The organism is Achromobacter sp. 10T422 (assembly GCF_056394065.1).
The window spans coordinates 121,781-138,672 of sequence record NZ_JBFTHD010000006.1 but is presented as its reverse complement, the minus strand read 5'-3'; the positions used below and the strand labels follow the sequence as shown (position 1 = coordinate 138,672).

The window sequence follows — 16,892 nt, the reverse complement described above, 5'->3', positions numbered from 1 at the left end:
CGCGGAATTCATAGCGTCGACTCTTCCAGTTGACGCAGGCGGAAGCGTTGGATCTTGCCGGTGGCGGTCTTGGGCAGTTCTTCGGTGAAGTTGATCTGGCGCGGATACTTGAACGGCGCCAGATGCTGCTTCACATAGCTTTGCAGCGCCGCGCCGGTATTCGCATCGGGCTCGAAGCCCGGGCGCAGCACGACGTAGGCCTTCGTCTTCACCAGGCCGTCGTGGTCCGGCACGCCGATCACGGCGGCTTCCAGTACGGCTTCGTGCTGCACCAGAATGTTCTCAACTTCCACCGGCGACACGTACTGCCCGCTGACCTTGATCATGTCGTCGCTGCGGCCGGCATAGGTGTAGTAGCCGTCGGCGTCACAGGTGTATTTGTCGCCGCTCTTTAACCAGTCGCCCAGAAAACACTGGCGGGTTTTGTCGCGGTTGTTCCAGTACATGAGCGCGGCGCTGGGGCCTTTGATGTAGAGGTCGCCGATGGCGCCGGCCGCGACGGGTGCGCCGTTGTCATCGCGCAGCTGCACTTCGTAGCCGGGCACGGGCTTGCCGGTGGTGCCGTAGCGCAGCTGGCCGGTTTGGTTAGAAATAAAGATGTGCAGCATCTCGGTGGAACCGATGCCGTCCAGGATTTCACAGCCGAAATGCCTCGTGAAGCGTTCGCCGATATCGCGCGGTAACGCTTCGCCCGCCGAGGTGCACACGCGCATCGCCACTTGATCGCGTGGCGGCAGATCTGGCGAGGCCAGCATGCTGGCGTACAGCGTGGGCACGCCATAGAACACGGTGGGGCGGTGCCGGGTCAGACGCTGGAACACGGCCTGCGGCGTGGGCCGTTCGCCCATCAGGATGACGGTGGCGCCTACCGACAGCGGAAAGGTCAGCCCATTGCCCAGGCCGTAGGCGAAGAACAGCTTTGCGGCGGAGAACACCACGTCGTCTTCGCGGATGCCCAGCACGGGCTTGGCGTAGAGTTCGGCCGTGTGCCACAGGTTGCCGTGCGTGTGGACGACGCCCTTGGGCTTGCCGGTGGAACCCGATGAATACAGCCAGAACGCAATTTCATCGGCCAGCGTGCGCACGGCAGGGGCAAGGGGGGCGGCGGCCAGCAGGGCATCGAATTCGTGGGTGCGAACGGGCAGGGCGGAGGAGGACTGTGAAGCGACGGGCTGTGATGCGACGGCCTGAGAAGCAACGGCCTGAGAAGCGAGGGGCTGAGCCACCACGACGTGCTCGATATCGCCGGGCGCTTGCGCCAGCGCGGTCTGCAAGACGGGCAGCAACGCACCCGAGACGAACGCGGCGCGTACGCGGCTGTGCGACACGATGTAGGCGTAGTCGTCGGCCGTCAGCAAGGTGTTCACGGCGACCGGCACCACGCCCGCATGCAACGCACCCAGGAACACGATGGGCCAATCCACCGTGTCTTGCATCAGCAGCAGGATGCGTTCTTCGCGCCGCAGCCCCAATTGGCGCAGCGCGCCCGCCATGCGGGCCACCCGCTCGGCCAGTTCGCCATAGCTCAGCTGACGCGTGTCGTCGATATAGGCCGGCTTGGCGGCGCGCGGCGCGTTCAGCGCGGCCAGATAACTGGCGAAGTTCAGTTCGGCGGGGCAGGTGTTCACGGTTGTCTCCTGATGTCCTGGTGGGGGCGGGCCATGGCTTTTTTTTTTGTCGCCTGGCCGTAAGGCGCGGGGCTAGCTGCTGGGCCGCGTGAATTCGATAGCGCCGCCGGGCAGCAGGTACAGCACCAGCGCGCGGCCTTGCGTGACCGTGGGGCTGTGGGCGCTGCCGGGGCCGTAGACGAGCCAGCCGGCGCCGTGGCCGTCAAAGCGGGCGTCGCCGGTCAGCGGCATGATCAGATCGATCTCGCCGTTGGGGTGGGCGTGGTGGGGGCCGGCCAGGTCGTTCATGTCGACGACGTCCACCGAGCAGCCGGCCAGATCGTCGGCGGGTTTGATGACGCGGCCGTAGCGGATGCCGCCGCCTTCGCGATTGCACATCCAGCCATCGGCCACGCCCTGCTTACAGGCGGCGAAGATGTTCTGGTACAGGGGGCTGCCGGGGCCGGCTTCGCGGTTCAAGCGGGCTTGAAGGCCGCTATCGAACGGCTGGCCGGACACCAGACGCGTGGCCTCGCGCATCAGGGCATGGAATTGATCTGGCGTGCTCACCGGGACTCCTCCTTTACACTGTCGGCGCTTTGGATGCGGCATGAATTTGAATGCTGCTTTTTTGCACCGTGACGGCTTTGGACTGCTTGGAAGGAAAAATAGTGCTTCCAATGGTTTGGGTCAAGCACTATAGTGCATAAAACAAGGCGTATCAGGGTATTTGCGGAGTCAGCCAAAACATGAATCAAGCGCTAGATGCGGCGCCATCCGAACCCAGGCGGGAAGCTTTCCTGGTGGCATTGGGCGAGCGCGTGCGCCGCCTGCGAGCCATACGCGGCATGACGCGCAAGGGCCTGTCCCAGGTCACGGGCGTGTCGGAACGGCATCTGGCCAATCTGGAACATGGGGTGGGCAACGCGTCCATCCTGGTGCTGTTGCAGATTGCCCGTGCGTTCAACTGCGCGCTGGCTGAGCTGGTGGGCGACGTCACCACCGAATCGCCCGATTGGCTGCTGATCCGCGAGCTGCTCAGTGGCCGCACGGAATCCGACTTGCAACGCGCCCGCGAGGCCCTGACCCAGCTGTTCGGCGTGGGGGCGGGCGCGCAACGCCCCAACCGCACGCAGCGTGTGGCGCTGATCGGGCTGCGCGGCGCGGGCAAATCCACGTTGGGCCAGATGCTGGCCGATGATCTGGGCTACCCGTTCGTGGAGCTCAACCGCGAGATCGAACGCGTGGCCGGGTGCAGCATCCTGGAAATCCACAACCTGTATGGTCCCAACGCCTACCGCCGCTATGAACGCCGCGCGCTGGAAGAGGCCGTGCAGATCTATCCGGAAATGGTGCTGGCGACCCCGGGCGGGCTGGTGTCCGAACCCGCCACGCTGAACCTGTTGCTGGCGCACTGCTACACGGTATGGCTGCGCGCCACGCCCGAAGAGCACATGGGCCGCGTCATGGCGCAGGGCGATTTCCGCCCCATGTCGGGCAACAACGAGGCCATGGCCGACTTGAAACGCATCCTGGCCGGGCGCGAAGCCTTCTACGCCAAGGCGGATCTCACCTGGGTGACCAGCAATCTGGAAGTGCAGGAGAGCTTTGCCGGCCTGCGCACCCAAGTTCGCAAGGCCTGCGGTCTGCCTCTGTAAAGCTGCACTTTTATGCATGTCTCGCTTGACGTGCGTTTTTGCCTGAACTAATCTGCACAATAATTCATGTGATGCAGTATTTTTCCTGTCCAGGCAGGGCGTACGAGGAGACACAAGATGAGCAGCACCAACAATGGGGTCAACACCCATGGGGTCAACGCCAATGGGGCCAACAGCCGGGTTGATTTCCGCACCCAGCCTGACCAGTACCGCCATTGGCGCCTGACGTTCGACGGCCCGGTCGCCACGCTGGCCATGGACGTGGCCGAAGACGGCGGCCTGCGCCCCGGCTACAAGCTCAAGCTGAACTCGTACGACCTGGGCGTAGACATCGAACTGCACGACGCCCTGCAACGCATTCGCTTCGAACACCCGGAAGTGCGCAGCGTGGTCGTCACCAGCATGAAGGACCGCATCTTCTGTTCGGGCGCCAATATCTTCATGTTGGGCTTGTCCTCGCATGCCTGGAAGGTGAACTTCTGCAAGTTCACCAACGAAACCCGCAACGGCATCGAAGACTCCAGCCGCCATAGCGGCTTGAAGTTCATCGCCGCGCTGAACGGCGCGTGCGCAGGCGGCGGCTACGAGCTGGCACTGGCCTGCGACGAAATCCTGCTGATCGACGACCGTTCGTCGTCCGTGGCCTTGCCCGAAGTGCCGCTCTTGGGCGTCTTGCCCGGCACCGGCGGCCTGACGCGCGTGACCGACAAGCGCCGCGTGCGCCACGACCACGCCGACATCTTCTGCACGCTGGTTGAAGGCGTGCGCGGCCAACGGGCCAAGGACTGGCGGCTGGTGGACGACGTGGTCAAGCCTGCGCGTTTTGAAGCGGCGGTGCGCGAACGCGCGCTGGCGCTGGCCGAAGGCAGCACGCGCCAGGCGAACGAAGCGGGCATTGCCTTGACCCCCATCGAGCGCACCGAAGGCGCCAACAGCCTGTCGTACCGCTACGTGGACATCCAGCTCGACCGGGATAAACGTCAAGCCACCTGGACCGTGCGCGCACCGATTGGGCCGGTCGAATCGGAACTGGCCGACATTATTGCCGCGGGCGCCAACTGGTGGCCGTTGCGCATGGCGCGCGAACTGGACGACGCCATCCTGTCCATGCGCACTAACGAACTCGACATCGGCACGTGGGTGCTGAAGACAGAAGGCGACCCCGCCGCCGTGCTGGCCGCTGACGCTGCGCTGGAACGGCATGCCGGCCATTGGTTCGTGCGCGAAACCGCTGGCATGCTGCGCCGCACGCTGGCGCGTCTGGATGTGACGTCGCGCAGCCTGTTCGCGCTGATCGAACCGGGCTCCTGCTTTGTCGGCACCTTGCTGGAACTGGCGCTGGCGGCCGACCGCAGCTACATGCTGGATAACGAGGCGGACGTTGAGGACAACGTGGAAACCCCCGCCGCGCGCGCACAGATCGTCGTGGGCGAACGCAACTTCGGCGCGTATCCGCTGGTGAATGGCCAAAGCCGATTGCAGCGCCGCTTCTACGAAGAGACCGCGCCGCTTGAAGCCGTGCGCGCGCGCGCCGGGCAAGCGCTGTCTGCCGCCGATGCGCTGGAGCTGGGCCTGGTGACCTTCGCGCCCGACAGCATCGACTGGGACGACGAAGTTCGCATGATGCTGGAAGAGCGCCGCGCCTTGTCGCCCGACGCCTTGACCGGGCTGGAGGCCAACCTGCGCTTTGGCGGCAAGGAAACGATGGAAACCCGCATCTTCGGCCGCCTGACCGCGTGGCAGAACTGGATCTTCAACCGTCCGAATGCGGCCGGCGACAAGGGCGCCCTGAAGCTGTACGGCAAGGGCGAGCAAGCCGCGTTCGATTGGAACCGGGTCTGAAAAAAACAAGGAGCGAGACAATGTCTGGAATCAATTACACCGATAAGATCCCCAACAACGTCAACTTGTCTGGCGACCGCACGTTGCAACGCGCGCTGGAACATTGGCAGCCCAATTACCTGCAATGGTGGCAGGACATGGGCCCCGACGGTTCGCACGGTTTTGATGTGTACCTGCGCACCGCCGTCAGTGTGGAACCCGATGGCTGGGCGAATTTCAACCACGTGCGCATGCCCGACTACCGCTGGGGCATTTTCCTGGCGCCGCAAGACGGGCAGCGCAAGATCCACTTTGGCGAAAACATGGGGCGTGATGTTTGGCAGGATGTGCCGGGTGAACACCGCGCCAACCTGCGCCGCATCATCGTCACGCAGGGCGACACCGAACCCGCGTCGATTGAACAGCAACGCCATCTGGGCCTGACCGCGCCGTCGCAGTACGACCTGCGCAACCTGTTCCAGATCAACGTCGAAGAAGGCCGCCACTTGTGGGCCATGGTGTATCTGCTGCATCGCTACTTTGGCCGCGATGGCCGCGAAGAGGCCGATGCGCTGCTGCAACGCAGCTCGGGTGATTCCGACAACCCGCGCATTCTGGGCGCCTTCAACGAGAAGACGCCCGACTGGCTGGCCTTCTACATGTTCACGTACTTCACTGACCGCGACGGCAAGTTCCAGCTGTGCGCGTTGGCCGAGTCCAGCTTCGACCCGCTGGCCCGCACCACGAAGTTCATGCTGACCGAAGAAGCGCACCATATGTTCGTGGGCGAATCGGGCATTTCACGCGTGATCCAGCGCACCTGCGAAGTGATGAACCAGTTGAAGACCGACGACCCGGAAAGCGTGCGCGCCGCCGGCGTCATCGACCTGCCCACCATCCAGCGCTACTTGAACTTCCACTACAGCGTCACCATCGACCTGTTCGGCGCGGACCAATCTTCCAACGCCGCCATCTTCTACGGCTCGGGCCTGAAGGGGCGCTACGAAGAATCCAAGCGCACCGACGACCATCAATTGAAGAACGACACCTATCGCGTGCTGACCGTGAACAACGGCAAGCTGAACGAGATTGAAGTGCCGATGCTGAACGCGTTGAACGAAGTGCTGCGCGACGACTTCATCCGTGATTCGGTGGCGGGCATCGGGCGCTGGAACAAGGTCATTGAAAAGAGCGGCATCCCGTTCCGGCTGCACGTGCCGCACAAGGCGTTCAACCGCCAGATCGGCACGCTGGCCGGCATACGCATGTCGCCTGAAGGCGAGATCCTGTCGGAATCGCAATGGCAGGCCAACAGCCACAAATGGCTGCCCACGCCTGAGGACCGCGCGTTTGTCGCGTCACTGATGGGCCGGGTGACAGAACCCGGCAAGTTCGCCAACTGGATTGCGCCGCCCGTCATGGGCATCAACCGCCAGCCGGTGAATTTCGACTACGTCCGTTTCAACTAAGGCGAGAAGGGGCGGCGCGTTTGTGCGCCGCCCCGCCAGCGCATTGGGAAGATTGCGATGAACGCCCCCTTACCCGTAGAAGTGCTGAAGCAGCATCTGATCGATCCCGAGATCTGCATCCGCTGCAACACGTGCGAAGAAACCTGTCCGGTCGACGCGATCACCCACGATTCCAATAACTACGTGGTGGACCCCGACATCTGTAATGGCTGCATGGCCTGTGTGCCGCCATGCCCAACGGGGTCGATCGACAACTGGCGGCTGATGCTGCGCAACGAGGCGTACTCGGTGCAGGATCAGTTCGGCTGGGAAGAATTGCCGAAGGAAAAGGCGTTGCCGGAAACGGCGGCCGTGGATGCGGGGGGCGATGCTGCGGCGGTCGATACCGCGGCGGTCGGCACCGCGGCGGCCGATGCACCTGGCGTGATGACTGGCGCGGCGTCTGCCGCCGCCCCCGCATTCAGCCTGCCCGGCGCCTCCGTCCCGCCGTGGTCCGCCGCCCACCCCTACGTCAATCTGTACACGCACAAGGCGCCAATGACGGCCACCGTCGTCGGCAATTACCGCGTGACGGGCGCCGATACCGAAAGCGATATTCATCACATCGTGCTGGACTTTGGCGAGCTGCCGTTTCCCGTGCTGGAAGGGCAGTCCATCGGCATTCTGCCCCCCGGTGTCGATGCCCAAGGCCGGCCGCATCACGCGCGCCAGTATTCGCTGGCCAGCCCGCGTGATGGCGAACGCGCGGGCTACAACAACCTGTCTTTGACGGTGAAGCGCGTCACCGAAGACCATGGCGGCGCGGCGGCGCATGGCGTGTGTTCGAACTACCTGTGCGATCTGGCCAAGAACGACACGGTGCAGGTCATCGGCCCGTTCGGCCATACCTTCCTGATGCCGAACCATCCGCGCGCGAACCTCATCATGATTTGCACGGGGACAGGTTCCGCGCCGATGCGCGCGATGACCGAGCGCTACCGCCGCCGCATCGACACAGGCGACAACGGCCGCTTGATGCTGTTCTTTGGCGCCCGCACCGAACGCGAGCTGCCGTACTTCGGGCCGCTGATGAAGCTGCCGCGCGACTTCATCGACATCAATCTTGCGCTGTCGCGCGAACCCGGCCAGCCCAAGCGCTATGTGCAGGACTTGATCCGCGAACGCGCGGGGCAGGTACGCGAGTTGCTGTCGGACCGCAACACCTGCATCTATGTTTGCGGGCTGAAGGGAATGGAAGTCGGCGTGCTGGACGCGCTGCGCGAGGTGACGATGCAATCGGGGCAGGATTGGTCTATCCTGCACGATGTGCTGCGTCGCGAAGGGCGGCTGCATTTCGAGACGTATTAAGTCCTAAAACCAACGCGTGACACACGTGAAAAACGGCGCGCCATGGCGCGCCGTTTGCGTTTGCAGGGGGAAAATATGAAGTTCGCCGAATTCAAAGACGGCATGATGATCAAGGCAGGCCCGGTCACCATCACCGAGGCCGAGATCGTGGAATTTGCACGCAAGTTCGACCCGCAGTGGTTTCACACCGACCCGCAACGCGCCGCAGAAGGGCGCTGGGGCGGACTGATCGCCAGCGGCTGGCACACGTGCGCACTGGCCATGCGCATGGCGGTGGATGCGGCGCTGCATGACTCCGAATCTTTCGGTTCCCCGGGGCTGGGTGAAGTGCGCTGGCGCACGCCGGTGCGTCCGGGCGACACGCTGCGTCTGGAAGCGCGTGTGCAAGGCGCGCGCACCTCGTCGTCGCGCCCCGACCTGGGCATCATCACGTGGGCATGGACCGTCATCAACCAGCACGACGAAGGCGTGCTGGAATTGGACGCGACAAGCTTGTTTGATCTGTCGGGCGAGAACTAGGCGCTTCGCATCAAAGTGCTTGTTTCAAGCATTGGGTATCCAGCGCGGGGTATCAAGTGCGAGGTATCAAGCGCGGGGCATCAAGCATTTTCTATCAAGTGCGGAGCGCCAAAGAAAAACCGCCTTCAAAATTGAAGGCGGTTTTTTCATTCAGGCCATTCAGGCCATTCAAGCCAAGCAAGCGATCAATAGAACGCCTGGATGCCCGTTTGTGCGCGGCCCAGAATCAGGGCGTGCACGTCGTGGGTGCCTTCGTACGTGTTGACCACTTCCAGGTTCACCAGGTGGCGGGCCACGCCGAATTCATCCGAGATGCCGTTGCCGCCGAGCATGTCGCGCGCCAGGCGGGCGATGTCCAGCGCCTTGCCGCAAGAATTGCGCTTCATGATGGAGGTGATTTCGACGGCGGCGGTGCCTTCGTCCTTCATGCGGCCCAAACGCAGGCAGCCTTGCAGGGCCAGCGTGATTTCGGTTTGCATGTCGGCCAGCTTCTTCTGGATCAGCTGGTTGGCGGCCAGCGGGCGGCCGAATTGCTTGCGGTCCAGCGTGTACTGGCGGGCAGTGTGCCAGCACGCTTCAGCGGCGCCGACAGCACCCCAGGCGATGCCGTAGCGGGCGGAGTTCAAGCACGTGAACGGACCCTTCAGGCCGGACACGCCGGGCATCATCTGGTCTGCCGACACTTCGACTTCGTCCATGACGATTTCGCCGGTGATCGAGGCGCGCAGGCCGACCTTGCCGTGAATGGCCGGAGCCGACAGGCCCTTCATGCCCTTGTCCAGGATGAAGCCGCGGATCTTGCCRTCGAAGTCGCCGCCGACGCACTTGGCCCACACCACGAACACATCAGCGATGGGCGAGTTGGTGATCCACATCTTGTTGCCGGAAATCTTGTAGCCGTCGGACGTCTTGACGGCGCGGGTTTCCATGCCGCCGGGGTCGGAACCGTGGTTGGGTTCGGTCAGGCCGAAGCAGCCGATCCATTCGCCGCGAGCCAGCTTGGGCAGGTACTTCTGCTTTTGCGCTTCGCTGCCGAATTCGTTGATGGGCACCATCACCAGCGACGACTGCACGCTCATCATCGAGCGGTAGCCGGAGTCGATGCGTTCGACTTCGCGGGCGATCAGGCCGTAGCTGACGTAGTTCAGGCCAGCGCCGCCGTATTCTTCAGGAATGGTGGCGCCGAGCAGGCCGAGTTCGCCCATTTCCGAGAAGATTTCCGGATCGGTCTTCTCGTTGCGGAAGGCGTTCAGCACGCGGGGGGCAAGCTTGTCCTGCGAATAGGCATAGGCGGCATCGCGCACCATGCGTTCTTCTTCGGTCAGTTGCTGGTCCAGCAACAGGGGATCTTGCCATTGAAAAGAAGGATTCGAGGACATGCTGGGTCTCCGCTATGGATTTCCGTATTCGGAATTTTAAAAGTTTAAACCTAAAATAATTCGGGCGGCAAGTTGGGGTTTGCGCGGGCAGCGCGCCTGAGCGCGCCGCCGGAAATTACCGCCTGATCGGGATTCAGTGCTGGGCTTTCAATGCCGCGTCGCGGATCTTTTCCAAGGTCGTCGACGGGGTGATGGTTTCAGGGTCGATGAAGCAGTGCAGGATGGCCGGCTTGCCGCTGGCCAGCGCGCGTTCGAAGGCCGGGCCGAATTGGTCGGTGGTCTCGACGCGTTCGCCGTGGCCGCCGAAGGCGCGCGCATAGTCGGCGAAGTCCGGGTTCTTGAGTTCGGTTGCCGACACGCGGCCGGGGTAGTGCTTTTCCTGGTGCATGCGGATGGTGCCGTACATGCCGTTGTCGACCAGCACCACGATGATGGGCAGGTCGTACTGGACGGCGGTGGCGAATTCCTGGCCGTGCATCAGGAAGCAGCCGTCGCCCGCAAAGCAGACAACGGTTTTGTCAGGCCAGACGCGCTTGGCGCCTACGGCGGCCGGCAGGCCGTAGCCCATGGAACCCGACGTGGGCGCCAGCTGCGTGCCAAAGCGCGTGAAGCGGTGGAAGCGGTGCAGCCAGGTGGCGTAGTTGCCCGCGCCGTTGGTCATGATGGCGTCCGCCGGCAACGACTTTTCCAGGTAGGCCATCACCTGGCCCATTTGCAGCGCGCCCGGCGTGGTGATGGTTTCCGGGTCGCTCCACTTCAGGTACGACTCGCGCATGGCCTGGGTGCCTTCGGCCCACACGGGCTTGGCGGGGGCCTTCAGGCCAGCCAGCGATTCCGCAAATGCGGCCGGCGACGTGTTGATGGCCAGCGTAGCGCGGTAGACGCGGCCGAGTTCGGCGGTGTCGGGATGCACATGCACCAGCTTTTGCTTCGGAACCGGAATGTCCAGCAGCGTGTAGGCCTGGCTGGGGTTCTCGGACATGCGGCCGCCCACCAGCAGAATCAGGTCGGCGTCGGCCACGCGCTTGAGCAGCGCCGGGTTGATGCCCAGGCCCACGTCACCGATGAAGCAGGGGTGGTCGGCGGGGAACAGCATCTGGCGGCGGAACGACACGGCCGTAGGCAGCGCGTGGCGCTGCGCGAAGTCGGCAAACTGTTGCACGGCGCGGGCATCCCAGCGCGTGCCGCCCAGGATGGCGACGGGGTTCTTGGCGTCGGCCAGCAGCTTTTCCAGGTCGGCCAGCTGGCCGGCCGTGGGGGCGGAGTCGATCAGTTCGTAGCGCGGGGCGTCGGCCACCTTGGCGGCTTCAACCAGCATGTCTTCCGGCAAGGCGATCACGACGGGGCCGGGGCGGCCGGACGTGGCAATGTGGAAAGCGCGCGAAATCAGTTCGGGAATGCGTTCGACCTGGTCGATCTCGGTGACCCACTTGGCCTGCGTGCCGAACACGGCGCGGTAGTCCATTTCCTGGAAGGCTTCACGCTCGCGCATGCCGCGTTCGATCTGGCCCACGAACAGGATCAGCGGGGTGGAGTCCTGCTTGGCGATGTGTACGCCGGCCAGCGCGTTGGACGCGCCCGGGCCACGGGTCACCATGCAGATGCCGGGTTCGCCGGTCAGTTTGCCGTGGGCGTCAGCCATCATCGCCGCGCCGCCTTCCTGGCGGCAGACGGTAACCTTGATATCCGCATCGTGCAGGCCGTCCAGCACCGCCAGATAGCTCTCGCCGGGAACGCAGAAAACGTGTTTGACGCCCTGGGCGACCAGTTGGTCGACCAGAATGTGACCGCCAAGGCGGGAATCTTGCTGAGACATGGTGGGGTGTCGTGGGTAGCCGAGGATAAGACTCTTGAGGATATGTGTCTTGAGTGCACAACGCAATTGATAAAATTGCACAATCTAGTGATCCCCCGGCACGTAGTGTCTCGTTGCGCCGCGACCGGTTTCGACGGGTCTCAGGCCGATTTCAGGCCGATTTCAGGCAAATACTCCGCTCCATGAGAAACGGCATTCCCAATCTGAGCGCGCTCCAGGCGTTCGAAGCATCGGCCCGGCTGGGCAGTTTTTCCCGCGCGGCCGAGGAACTGTCCCTGACGCACAGCGCGGTTTACCGGCAGGTGGCCAGCCTGGAGTCGCGGCTGGGCGTGCAGTTGTTCACCCGCGTGCGCCGCCGCATCGTGCTGACGGACCACGGGGCGGAATACGCCGGGCGGATTCGTCACCATTTGGACCAGATCGAAAAAGACACCTTTGGCCTGGTCAGCCGGACGGGCATGGGCCGCAGCATCCACATTGCCGTCGTGCCCACGTTGGCCACCACCTGGCTGATTCCGCGTCTGGCGGATTTTCAAGCGGAACACGCCGACATCACCGTCAGCCTGTCGGTGCGCACCTTGCCGTTCCAGTTCAAGGATCAGCCCTTTGATGGCGCGCTTTACCATGGCGACGGCCTGTGGCCCGGCACGCAGGGCGTGCTGCTGTTCCCCGAACGCGAATTGGTGCCGGTATGCGCGCCGCAACTGGCGGCGCGTGTGGCGCAGCAGACGGACGCGGGCGTAAGCGCCTTGGCCGGCATGACGCACCTGCACCTGGCGTCGCGGCCTGACGCGTGGCGGCAGTGGTATGCCGCCAATAACCATCTGTACGGCCCGCAGGCGGCGGGCGGCCCGCGCTATGAACTCTTCACCATGGTGATGGCGGCCGTGCAGGCAGGGCTGGGCGTGGGCCTGATGCCGCGCTTCCTGGCGCAGCCGGCGCTAGACCTTGGCACGTTGACGATGCCGGTGCCGCAATCGCTGACCGTTAGCCAGGGCTATTACTTCGGCTACCCGCAGCGCAGCGAACGGTCTGATGCGCTCAAACTGTTTGAAACCTGGCTGAAGTCGGCAGCCGCCGGCGTGGGCGAGAGGTAACCCGCAATATGTCCATCCTTAAAGCGCCCCTGGCTTCCCAAGGCGATATCGACGCCTTCATCGACGCCGTCTGGCTGGAAGACGGCCTGTCAGCCAACACCCTGGCCGCCTACCGCCGCGACCTGACCGGCTTTGCCCGCTGGCTGGAAGACCCCGAAGCCTATGCCCGCGAAATGGCCGACCGCTATGGCGACGCCGCCTCGGCGCATGCGTTGCCCGTCGGCCCCGCCAAGACGCTCTGCGACGCCGGCAAAGCCGACATCGAAGCCTGGTTCGCCTTCCGCCACGACGAAACGCGCGCCACCACCGCCAACCGCCGGCTGGCCGCGCTGCGCCGCTTCTACGCCTGGGCCTTGCGCGAACACCGCGCCGAACGCGACCCTTGCCTGACCTTGATCGCCGCCAAGCAGCCGCCACGCCTGCCCAAGACGCTGTCGGAATCACAAGTGGACGCCTTGCTGCGCGCGCCCGACCTTACCCAGCCGCGCGGCCTGCGCGACCGCGCCATGCTGGAAACGCTATACGCCACCGGTTTGCGCGTGTCTGAACTGGTGGGCGTGCGCGCGCTGGACGTCAGCCTGAATGAAGGTGTCGTGCGCGTGGTGCTGGGCAAGGGCGGCAAGGACCGCCTGGTGCCGCTGGGCGCCGAGGCCGCGCACTGGATTGATCAGTACCTGAAGACCGCCCGGCCCGAGCTGGCGGCGGGCCGTCAAAGCGATGCGCTCTTCATCACCGGCCGCGCCGAAGCGATGTCGCGCCAAGCCTTCTGGCAGTTGGTGAAGAAGTACGCGCTGCTGGCCGACATCCATGCGCCGCTGTCGCCTCACGTGTTGCGCCATGCGTTCGCGACCCACTTGTTGAACCACGGCGCCGACTTGCGGGTTGTGCAGATGCTGCTGGGTCACGCGGATATTTCCACGACCCAGATCTACACCCACGTCGCCCGCGAACGCTTGAAGGCGCTGCATGCGGCCCACCATCCGCGCGGCTGACGCGCGAACCGTCATTGTTCACCCTGTCTTACACTTTTCCTTTTTTCACCCGGCCTACCCATGAGCAAAGCCCGCCACGTCTCCGAAACGCCCGCCACCCAAATGCTGAAGCAGAACAAGGTGGCCTACACGGAACACACCTATGACTATGTGGATCACGGCGGCGCAGGCGAGGCCGCGCGCCAGCTGGGCCTGGACCCGCATGCGGTGGTGAAGACGCTGGTCATGGAAGACGAATCCGCCAAGCCGCTGATCGTGGTCATGCATGGCGACCGCGAGGTCTCCACGAAGAATCTGGCGCGTCAGGCAGGGCTGAAGAAAGTCGAACCCTGCAAGCCTGAAGTCGCGCAGCGGCATTCCGGGTATCAGGTCGGCGGCACCTCGCCGTTTGGCACGCGCAAGAAAATGCCTGTGTGGGTCGAAGCCGAGGTGCTGGAATACCCCGTCGTGTATATCAACGGCGGGCGGCGCGGGTATCTGGTGGGGATTGATCCCCAGGCGCTTGTCACGGTGCTGGGCGCAAAACCCGTGTCGGTGGCGCTGGAGTAGAGCGGGTCAGCCTTGGGGCGGCGTTCGTGACCCGGCGTGGTATCCCACTACCACCAGCGGCGAATCAGCAGCAGGCACAATGGACGCAGAACATCAAGAACCGGAGCCCGGCCTGACGGGTGTGCAACCGGCGCCGCCATCCCCCCTCCCAAGGAGACATTCATGAGCAAGAGACTATTGATGCTGGTCGGCGATTACGCCGAAGACTACGAAACCATGGTGCCGTTCCAGACGCTGCTGGCCGTGGGGCATACGGTGCATGCGGTCTGCCCGGACAAGAAAGCCGGCGACACCATCGCCACCGCCATTCACGATTTTGAAGGCGACCAGACCTACAGCGAAAAGCGCGGGCACAACTTTGCGCTGAATTTTGATTTCGCTCGCGTCGAGCCCGCGTCCTACGACGGTCTGGTGATTCCGGGCGGCCGCGCACCGGAATACCTGCGCTTGAACGAAAAGGTGCTGGATATCGTGCGTTATTTCGATCAGGCCGGTAAGCCGATCGCGGCCGTTTGCCACGGCGCGCAACTGTTGGCCGCCGCCGGCATCCTCAAAGGCCGCACGTGCTCGGCGTACCCGGCTTGCGCACCCGAAGTGCGTTTGGCCGGCGGCACCTATGCCGAAATCGGCATCGACCAAGCCTATACCGATGGCAACCTGGTGACCGCCCCGGCCTGGCCCGCGCACCCGGCATGGCTGTCGCAGTTCCTGGTGGTGTTGGGCACGAAGATCACGCACTGACGCGACGATCTGGTGATTGCGTGACGGCGCGATGCGCTGATCCGCTATCCGCAGCGCCGCTCCCGTTTGCGGAAGCGAACAAGGCTCCCGGGGCATCCACGCCCCGGGAGCCTTTGCATGTCAGCGGTCGCGCTAAGGCGGCTCAGGCAAAGTCCAGCACGATCCGGCCTTCGATCTGCCCTTGTTTCATGCGGTCAAACACACTGTTGATGTTCTCCAGGCGTTCCGTGGCGACGGTGGCGTGCACCTTGCCTTCCTCGGCGAATTGCAGCGATTCCTGCAAGTCCAGCCGCGACCCCACGATGGAGCCGCGCACGGTAACGCCGTTCAACACCATGTCGAAGATCGACAGCGGGAAGTCGCCGGGAGGCAGGCCATTGAGCGCCACGGTTCCGCCGCGCCGCACCATGCCCATCGCCTGTTCGAACGCCTTGGGCGATACGGCCGTAATCAGCGCCCCATGCGCGCCGCCAATTTCGCGCTTCAGGTACGCGGCGGGGTCGGTGGTCTTGGCGTTGACGGTCACTTCCGCGCCCAGGCGGCGCGCCAGGTCCAGCTTCGTGTCGTCGATGTCGACGGCGGCTACGTTCAGGCCCATGGCCTTGGCGTATTGCACCGCCATATGGCCCAGCCCGCCTATCCCCGAAATCACCACCCAGTTGCCCGGGCGGGTGTCCGTCATCTTCAGGCCCTTGTAGACGGTGACGCCCGCGCACAGCACGGGGGCGATGTCGACGAAGCCCACGTTTTTCGGCAGCAGCCCCACATAATCGGCGGCCGCCAGCGCGTATTCGGCAAAGCCGCCGTTGACGGAGTAGCCGGCGTTTTGCTGCTGTTCACACAGGGTTTCCCAGCCGCCCAGGCAGTGCTCGCAATGGCCGCAGGCGGAATACAGCCACGGGATGCCCACGCGGTCGCCTTCCTTGACGTGCGTCACGCCCGCGCCCACCGCCACAACGTGGCCCACGCCTTCGTGGCCGGGAATGAAGGGGGGATTGGGTTTGACGGGCCAGTCGCCTTGGACGGCGTGCAAGTCGGTATGACACACGCCGCAGGCTTCGATCTTCACCAGCAGTTCACCCGGACCGGGGCGGGGCACTGCGACTTCTTCGATTACCAGGGGTTTGCCAAATGCTCGTGCAACTGCGGCCTTCATGGTCTTTTCCATCTCTGCCTCCGAAGTCTGATCAGTTTCACTATGCTCGAACGCTCGCACTGTCGAGTCCATGATTTATATCAACCGAGCCGGAATGGATGACTGTCAGGAAACGTGTCGTTGCAGAATGGCGGGGCTCGGCCCGAACGGCCTAGGGCGCGCCGCGTCTTGCAGGCTGCGCGGCAAACGTCGTACAGTGACCCACCGGCGACGCGCGGCTCAGCGCTACGTCCAAGAGTGACCATCCAAGAGTGACCATCCAAGCGTGACCATCCAAGCGTGACCATCCAAGCGCGTTGTCCAGCGGCGCCACCCCAGCGCGTCGCCGGCCCCGCTTCAGGAGCTCTCATGTGTGAAATCTTCATCCGCGCGAGCGAACAGTCCTACGCGCCCGAAACCCGTTCGCTGCGCCTGCATGGCGTGGCAACCAGCTTGCGGCTGGAGCAGTTGTTCTGGCAGGTGCTGGAAGAAATCGCCGGGCGTGACGGCATGCGCGTCACGCAGCTGATCGAACGCCTATACGACGAACTCACCGAGTACCGCGGCGAGGCCGCCAACTTCACCTCTTTCCTGCGGGTATGTTGTCTGCGCTATCAGCTGTTGCAGGCCGATGGGCGCATTCCGCCGGATGCGGCGGTGCCGATCCGGTCGCTAAACGCGCAGGCCGTGCTGGAAGGGCTGCCTGCCTCGATGTATGACGCCAAACCCTTGCGCAGCAAGCGGCCCGTGGCGGCGTAGTTC

15 protein-coding genes are annotated in these 16,892 nt (G+C 64.0%); 10 read left to right on the top strand and 5 right to left on the bottom strand.

The genetic code is table 11. The features are described 5' to 3' along the window. Positions 1-8 precede the first annotated feature (8 nt). A complete protein-coding gene (locus tag AC1DB0_RS17055) occupies positions 9-1,628 on the bottom strand; it encodes a benzoate-CoA ligase family protein (protein ID WP_476758016.1) in 1,620 nt (539 codons plus the stop codon). A 72-nt stretch (positions 1,629-1,700) separates the two neighbouring features. After that, positions 1,701-2,177: a DUF4863 family protein gene (locus tag AC1DB0_RS17050; protein ID WP_054422486.1), complete on the bottom strand. Its 477-nt coding sequence runs from the start codon at positions 2,175-2,177 to the stop codon at positions 1,701-1,703. Between the two features lie 179 nt (positions 2,178-2,356). On the opposite strand from AC1DB0_RS17050, the gene AC1DB0_RS17045 reads away from it, so the two are divergent. From AC1DB0_RS17045 to AC1DB0_RS17025, 5 genes are all read left to right on the top strand, one after another. Further along, the gene (locus AC1DB0_RS17045) at positions 2,357-3,265 is read left to right on the top strand and encodes a helix-turn-helix transcriptional regulator (RefSeq protein ID WP_013395643.1); all 909 of its coding nucleotides are present in this window, start codon (positions 2,357-2,359) and stop codon (positions 3,263-3,265) included. A gap of 117 nt (positions 3,266-3,382) precedes the next feature. Then, positions 3,383-5,107 (top strand): 2,3-epoxybenzoyl-CoA dihydrolase, encoded by a 1,725-nt coding sequence (gene boxC, locus AC1DB0_RS17040; RefSeq protein ID WP_476758017.1) that lies wholly within the window; start codon positions 3,383-3,385, stop codon positions 5,105-5,107. 20 nt (positions 5,108-5,127) lie between these two features. Then, positions 5,128-6,555, top strand: coding sequence for a benzoyl-CoA 2,3-epoxidase subunit BoxB (gene boxB / locus AC1DB0_RS17035; RefSeq protein WP_175171454.1), 1,428 nt, complete (start codon positions 5,128-5,130; stop codon positions 6,553-6,555). 57 nt (positions 6,556-6,612) lie between these two features. Beyond that, positions 6,613-7,902, top strand: a complete 1,290-nt coding sequence (gene boxA, locus AC1DB0_RS17030; RefSeq protein ID WP_476758018.1) for a benzoyl-CoA 2,3-epoxidase subunit BoxA — start codon at positions 6,613-6,615, stop codon at positions 7,900-7,902. Positions 7,903-7,977: 75 nt separating this feature from the next. After that, positions 7,978-8,421 carry a MaoC family dehydratase gene (locus AC1DB0_RS17025; protein ID WP_054423280.1) on the top strand — a complete coding sequence of 148 codons (444 nt, stop codon included), beginning with the start codon at positions 7,978-7,980 and terminating at the stop codon, positions 8,419-8,421. Between the two features lie 185 nt (positions 8,422-8,606). Here AC1DB0_RS17025 and AC1DB0_RS17020 read toward each other — a convergent pair whose 3' ends face one another. Together AC1DB0_RS17020 and AC1DB0_RS17015 are read right to left on the bottom strand one after the other, a co-directional pair. Further along, positions 8,607-9,800, bottom strand: coding sequence for an acyl-CoA dehydrogenase (locus tag AC1DB0_RS17020; protein ID WP_054422482.1), 1,194 nt, complete (start codon positions 9,798-9,800; stop codon positions 8,607-8,609). A gap of 133 nt (positions 9,801-9,933) precedes the next feature. Next, positions 9,934-11,616 carry a thiamine pyrophosphate-binding protein gene (locus AC1DB0_RS17015; protein WP_054422481.1) on the bottom strand — a complete coding sequence of 561 codons (1,683 nt, stop codon included), beginning with the start codon at positions 11,614-11,616 and terminating at the stop codon, positions 9,934-9,936. Between the two features lie 182 nt (positions 11,617-11,798). Here AC1DB0_RS17015 and AC1DB0_RS17010 point away from each other — a divergent pair, with 182 nt between their 5' ends. The 4 genes from AC1DB0_RS17010 to AC1DB0_RS16995 all read left to right on the top strand — a co-directional run bounded on the left by AC1DB0_RS17010 (position 11,799) and on the right by AC1DB0_RS16995 (position 14,995). Next, entirely contained in the window at positions 11,799-12,713 is a 915-nt protein-coding gene (locus AC1DB0_RS17010) for a LysR substrate-binding domain-containing protein (RefSeq protein ID WP_054422480.1), read from the top strand. Positions 12,714-12,721: 8 nt separating this feature from the next. Next, complete coding sequence (gene xerD / locus AC1DB0_RS17005) at positions 12,722-13,705, top strand: site-specific tyrosine recombinase XerD (protein ID WP_346550960.1); 984 nt, start codon at positions 12,722-12,724, stop codon at positions 13,703-13,705. 60 nt (positions 13,706-13,765) lie between these two features. Continuing rightward, on the top strand, positions 13,766-14,254 hold the full coding sequence (ybaK, locus tag AC1DB0_RS17000) for a Cys-tRNA(Pro) deacylase (protein ID WP_054422478.1): 489 nt from the start codon (positions 13,766-13,768) through the stop codon (positions 14,252-14,254). A 162-nt stretch (positions 14,255-14,416) separates the two neighbouring features. Further along, positions 14,417-14,995, top strand: coding sequence for a DJ-1/PfpI family protein (locus tag AC1DB0_RS16995; RefSeq protein ID WP_054422477.1), 579 nt, complete (start codon positions 14,417-14,419; stop codon positions 14,993-14,995). Between the two features lie 142 nt (positions 14,996-15,137). Here AC1DB0_RS16995 and adhP read toward each other — a convergent pair whose 3' ends face one another. Continuing rightward, on the bottom strand, positions 15,138-16,163 hold the full coding sequence (adhP, locus tag AC1DB0_RS16990; protein WP_054422476.1) for an alcohol dehydrogenase AdhP: 1,026 nt from the start codon (positions 16,161-16,163) through the stop codon (positions 15,138-15,140). A gap of 336 nt (positions 16,164-16,499) precedes the next feature. Here adhP and AC1DB0_RS16985 point away from each other — a divergent pair, with 336 nt between their 5' ends. Next, the gene (locus AC1DB0_RS16985) at positions 16,500-16,889 is read left to right on the top strand and encodes a ribbon-helix-helix domain-containing protein (RefSeq protein ID WP_054422475.1); all 390 of its coding nucleotides are present in this window, start codon (positions 16,500-16,502) and stop codon (positions 16,887-16,889) included. Positions 16,890-16,892 lie beyond the last annotated feature (3 nt).